We start from the raw sequence: 6,043 nt of genomic DNA, 5'->3' as shown, positions 1-6,043 counted from the left end.
CCCATAATCATTCTAAAGTAATAATTATAAGCTTCAACATAATCATCTTCTTTATCTTCTTCTATAGAGCTTTTTAAGATACGCTCATCACAATAATGAGCTCCAAATGAGTCGCAAGTAATTAATGTTTCATCTTCAATCACATATGTGTACATAGTATCAGGCCAGTGTAATTGTGGAGCACTAATGAATTGTAAAGTTTTATTTCCTAAAGATAAAGTTTCACCATCTTTTACAATTTTACTTTTAAATGGTTTATTAATGATTTCACTTAGATATTTAATAGCAAGAGTAGATCCAACAACAGTTGCATTTGGTGCATATTCTAGTATTTTTTCTACTGAGCCAGCATGATCTGGTTCTGTATGATTAACAACAACATAGTTTATATCTTCTAAATTTATTATTGAACGAACTTTATCTAAATGTTCATCAAAGAATTTTTCTTTTACAGTTTCAAATAAAGCAATACCTTCAGAGCCTTTTAAAAGATAAGAATTATAAGATGTACCAAATTTAGTTTCCATTATTATGTCAAAAATTCTTAAGTTTGGGTCAAGAGCTCCTACCCAAAATAAGTCTTCAGTTATTTTGAATGTGTTAGCCATGTGAATAATCTCCTTTTACAATTTAATATTAAATTTATAAGTTCTAATTGTAACTTCTATATAATAATTATAGTCCAACAATAATTATTGTCAATAAATAAGCAAAGAGATAATTATAAACTTAAATTTAATATGTGTAAAATAATAAATAAATACTCTATAAAATATATTATAACAATAAATTAAGATAAAAGTAGTACTATTAAAAGTAATTTTGGTAATTTTTTAGAAATAATTTTTAGATAATAATTTTTTAGATAATAATTAAAAATAGCTAAGTAAAACAACTTAGCTATTTAGAAGATTTTTTATCTTGTGAATATTCAACTCCATATGTATACATAGATTCCAGAAGAGGAACTATTTTTTTCCCTATATCAGTAAGTCCATATTCCACTTTAGGAGGAATTACAGGATATACTTTTCTAAAAATAAGGTTATCTTCTTCAAGACTTCTCAATTGATTAGTTAACATTTTTTGAGTAGTATCAGGTAATTTTCTTTTTAATTCACTAAATCTCAAAGTTTCGTTACTTAAATACCATAATATTAAAATCTTCCATTTACCTGATAATATTCTATGTACAAGAATCATAGGGCATGTATCATATTTAGCACAACGATTCTTAATATGGCAATCATTATGAAAAGAAAGTGTTTTATTCATTATGAAACCTCCTTTTAGAGTACATTTATAAATAATAACATATCTAATGGTTTAAATCTATATACTTAGTATCTTTTTTGATACTATATATAAAAAAAGTGCCTTATTGTATAAGAAATATATAGGTAGTATTATTAGGAATATCAAAAATAATTAAAAATTTATTTTAGATATTTTATAATATGAGAAATATATAGATAATAAAAATAAATATAATCATTGAAAAATATTTTAGTAATCATAAAAAAATAAATGTATAAACATGGTATTTTCCTATTGAAGAAATTATTACATATGATTATACTAAAAAGTGACAAAAGGTTACAGAATTATACTAAATGAGATTTCTAAGAAAAGGACTAGAAAAATATTTTAAAATAAGTATAATTATTATTAAAGAATAATTATTATTTAAAACACTTAGGACAATGAAAGAAGGTATATTATCATGGCAAAGAAAATGATGACTATTGATGGTAATACGGCTGCTGCTCACGTAGCATATGCGTTTACAGATGTAGCTGCAATATTCCCTATAACACCATCTACTACAATGGCAGAAGTTGTGGATGAATGGTCTGCTCAAGGGAAGAAAAATATTTTTGGACAAACTGTTAATGTTGTAGAAATGCAATCAGAAGCTGGTGCTGCGGGTACATTCCACGGTTCACTTCAAGCAGGAGCATTAACAACGACTTTCACTGCATCACAAGGTTTATTACTTATGTTACCAAACATGTATAAAGTAGCAGGAGAATTATTACCAGGTGTATTCCATGTAAGTGCTAGAGCAATAGCTTCTCAAGCATTATCAATATTTGGAGATCATCAAGATGTTATGGCTGCAAGAATGACAGGTTGTGTAATGCTTGCTGCAGGTTCAGTACAAGAAGTTGCAGACTTAGCTCCAGTATCGCACCTTGCAGCTATAAAAGGAAGACTACCTTTTGTAAACTTCTTTGATGGATTTAGAACATCACATGAAATACAAAAAGTAGAAGTTTTAGATTATGAAGATTATGCAGAAATGCTTGATAGAGAAGCACTAAAGGAATTTAGAAGTAGAGCATTAACTCCAAACAATCCAGTTACAAGAGGAACTGCTCAAAATTCAGATATTTATTTCCAAACTAGAGAAGCTTCAAATAAATTCTATAATAATATAATTCCAATAGTTGAAGAATACATGGCTAAAATGGAAGAAAAAACAGGAAGAAGCTATGGTTTATTTAATTATTATGGAGCAGAAGATGCAAAAGAAATAATTGTTGCTATGGGTTCAGTTACTGAAGCTATAGAAGAAACTATAGATGAATTAAATGCTAGAGGAGAAAAGTATGGATTAGTTAAAGTTCATTTATTCAGACCATTCTCAGTAGAGCATTTATTAAAAGTTATACCACAATCAGTAGAAAAAATTTGTGTAATTGATAGAACTAAGGAACCAGGATCTAATGGTGAACCATTATACTTAGATGTATGTTCTGCATTCTACGGAAAAGAAAATGCACCTAAGATAGTTGGAGGGCGTTATGGATTAGCTTCTAAGGATGTTACTCCTTCAGATATTAAAGCTATATTTGATAACTTAAAGAAAGATGATTCTAAAAACTTCTTTACAGTTGGTATAGAAGATGATGTTACTTTCACTTCAATTCCAGTAGAAGATGAATTAAGAATAGCTACACCAGGAACAGTTAGATGTAAGTTCTGGGGATTAGGATCAGACGGTACAGTTGGAGCTAATAAGCAAGCTATTAAGATTATAGGTGAAAACACAGATAAGTACGTACAAGCATACTTTGCATATGACTCAAAGAAATCTGGTGGAGTTACTATGTCTCACTTAAGATTTGGAGATACACCAATAAGATCAACTTACCTTATTGATGAAGCTGATTACATAGCATGTCATGTACAAGCTTACGTAAATCAATATGATTTATTAAAGGGACTTAAAAAAGGTGGAAACTTCGTATTAAATACTATTTGGAACGAAGAAGAAATAGAAAGAAAATTACCAGCTAAAATGAAGAGATACATAGCTGAAAATGAAATAAACTTCTATACAGTTAATGCAACTAAGATTGCTTCTGAAATAGGATTAGGTAGAAGAATTAACATGATAATGCAATCTGCATTCTTTAAATTAGCAGAAATTATACCACAAGAAGAAGCAACTGAATACTTAAAGGCTTCAATTAAGAAGGCTTACGGTAAGAAGGGTGACAAGGTTGTTAACATGAACTACGAAGCTGTTGAAGCAGGTATGAATTCATTAGTTAAAATCAGCGTACCAGAAAGTTGGAAGACTGCAACTGATGAAGTTAAAGTAGAAACTAAAGAAGTAACAGATTTCGTTAAGAACATAATGAATCCTATGAATGCTTTAGAGGGAGACAAGTTACCTGTAAGTGCATTTAACGGATTAGAAGATGGTACATTCCCAGCAGGAACTGCAGCATATGAAAAAAGAGGTGTTGCAACAGATGTTCCAGAATGGAATATGGCAAAATGTATTCAATGTAACCAATGTGCTTTCGTTTGTCCACATGCATGTATTAGACCAGTTCTAGTAACTGATGAAGAGTTAGCTAAAGCACCAGCTGGATTTGAAACTAAGAAAGCTACTGGTAAAACATTAGCTGGATTAAACTATAGAATTCAAGTTAGTACATTAGACTGTACTGGATGTAACAACTGTGTTGATATTTGTCCAGCACCAGGTAAGGCGTTAGAAATGAAGCCACTTGGAACACAAGTAGAAAAAGAAGTAGCAAATTGGGACTTCTCAGTATCAAAAGAAGTATCAAACAAAGAACACTTAACTCCAGGTAAGACAGTTAAGGATAGTCAATTTAAACAACCACTTATCGAGTTCTCAGGAGCATGTGCTGGTTGTGGAGAAACTCCATATATCAAATTAGTAACTCAATTATTCGGTGATAGAATGATGATTGCTAATGCAACTGGATGTTCATCAATATGGGGAGGTTCAGCACCTTCAACACCATATACTAAGAACCATGAAGGTAAAGGACCAGCTTGGGCTAACTCATTATTTGAAGATAATGCAGAATTTGGATATGGTATGTTCTTAGCAGCTGATCAAATGAGAAAGAAAATAGCTTCAAATATGGAAAGCTTAATTTCTATGGATATAGCTGAAGAATATAAAGAAGTATTTAAGAACTGGTTAGAGAATAAAGATAACGGAGAACTTTCAAAAGTTTCTTCAAGAGAAGTTGAAGCAATACTTGCAGAAAACAACATTGAAAATGAAGAAGCAAAAGTTTTACTTGAAGAAATTAGAGAAAGAGCTGATTTCCTTGTTAAGAGATCACAATGGATTCTTGGAGGAGATGGTTGGGCTTATGACATCGGATACGGTGGATTAGACCATGTATTAGCATCAGGACAAGACGTAAATGTATTAGTATTTGATACAGAAATTTACTCTAATACTGGTGGACAATCTTCTAAATCAACTCCTGCAGCAGCTATGGCAAAATTAGCAGCATCAGGTAAGAAGACTAAGAAAAAAGATTTAGGAAGAATGATGATGTCTTACGGAAATGTTTATGTTGCACAAGTAGCTATTGGAGCTGATAAGAACCAAGTAGTTAAGGCAATGCTTGAAGCAGAAGCACATAACGGACCATCAATCATTATTGCTTACTCAACTTGTATCAGCCATGGATTAAAGAAGGGAATGGGATTCTCTATAAGAAACATGGAAGAAGCAGTTAAGGCAGGATACTGGCATCTTTATAGATATAATCCAGAATTAAAAGAACAAGGAAAGAATCCATTAAGTTTAGATTCTAAAGAACCTCAAGGAAACTTCAGAGACTTTATAATGGATCAAGTAAGATATTCAGCAATTGCTAAGCAATTCCCAGAACAAGCGGAAGAATTATTCCAAATGACAGAAGAACATGCTAGACAAAAATATGCTGAACTAAAGAAATTAGCAGAACAAGAATAATATAAATTTTAAACACCTCAGAATTTTTCTGAGGTGTTTTTTTATATGTAATTATAACTTTAAATTATTTTAGAAAGTGATATATAATATAAATAAAAATTTAATTATTATATAAAAAGGGATAGGAGATATAATTATGGGAATAATAATTACTATAGCTATGATTACAGGATTTTTCTGCTATTATCAAAATAATAAAATTTCTATAACTAATTTAAAAGTAAAGAGTAATGTTAATAAAAATATGAGAATAGCCCAAATATCAGACTTGCATAGTAAGGAATTTGGAAGAGATAATAATACTTTATATAAAGTTATTATGGATCAGAAACCAGATATTATTGTAGCAACAGGAGATTTAATAGATTCAAATATGAAAAGAATAAATGAGATAATCGAATTTTGTAGTAGGTTAAATAAGAAGATTCCTGTATATTACATATTAGGAAATAATGAAATGAGATGTTCTAGGGTAAAGGAAATAGTAGAAAAATTAAAAGAAAAAAATATTAATGTATTAGAAAATGAAATATCAAAAATAAAAATTAAAGGTAATATAATTAATATATTAGGTTTAGCAGAAAAAAGAGTAGATAAGGGTGAAATGTTTTATAGCAAGGTAAATAGTAGATATAAGGTTGAAAATGTTGAGGTATTATTTAAAAGATTAGAAAAATTAGAAGGAATTAAAATTGTTTTATCTCATTATCCAGAAAATTTTGAGTCTGTAGGTAATTATTCTTATAATAAATATAACTTTGATATAATGTTTTCAGGGCA

4 protein-coding genes are annotated in these 6,043 nt (G+C 29.7%); 2 read left to right on the top strand and 2 right to left on the bottom strand.

Annotated features, from left to right (window positions below; all coding sequences use genetic code 11):
- Together Q0G30_RS13630 and Q0G30_RS13625 are read right to left on the bottom strand one after the other, a co-directional pair.
- Positions 1-608, bottom strand: a 608-nt coding sequence (locus tag Q0G30_RS13630) for an FprA family A-type flavoprotein (RefSeq protein ID WP_294391144.1), incomplete at its 3' end; no start/stop codon positions are given.
- 292 nt (positions 609-900) lie between these two features.
- Positions 901-1,275 carry a helix-turn-helix domain-containing protein gene (locus Q0G30_RS13625; RefSeq protein WP_294134716.1) on the bottom strand — a complete coding sequence of 125 codons (375 nt, stop codon included), beginning with the start codon at positions 1,273-1,275 and terminating at the stop codon, positions 901-903.
- Positions 1,276-1,723: 448 nt separating this feature from the next.
- Here Q0G30_RS13625 and nifJ point away from each other — a divergent pair, with 448 nt between their 5' ends.
- Positions 1,724-5,263 (top strand): pyruvate:ferredoxin (flavodoxin) oxidoreductase, encoded by a 3,540-nt coding sequence (nifJ, locus tag Q0G30_RS13620; protein ID WP_294391141.1) that lies wholly within the window; start codon positions 1,724-1,726, stop codon positions 5,261-5,263.
- Between the two features lie 136 nt (positions 5,264-5,399).
- Positions 5,400-6,043 (top strand): metallophosphoesterase (locus tag Q0G30_RS13615; protein WP_294391139.1); only part of this gene is annotated, 644 nt, incomplete at its 3' end.

Origin of the sequence: uncultured Clostridium sp. (assembly GCF_934754925.1) — a bacterium.
Classification (GTDB): domain Bacteria; phylum Bacillota; class Clostridia; order Clostridiales; family Clostridiaceae; genus Clostridium.
The sequence above is the reverse complement of the archived record's forward strand: the minus strand, read 5'-3'. Positions and strand labels throughout refer to the sequence as shown.

Excerpts from the sequence above, each read along its gene's own strand:
- Q0G30_RS13625 (WP_294134716.1), bottom strand. The coding sequence starts at position 1,275 with ATGAATAAAACACTTTCTTTTCATAATGATTGCCATATTAAGAATCGT.
- nifJ (WP_294391141.1), top strand. The coding sequence starts at position 1,724 with ATGGCAAAGAAAATGATGACTATTGATGGTAATACGGCTGCTGCTCAC.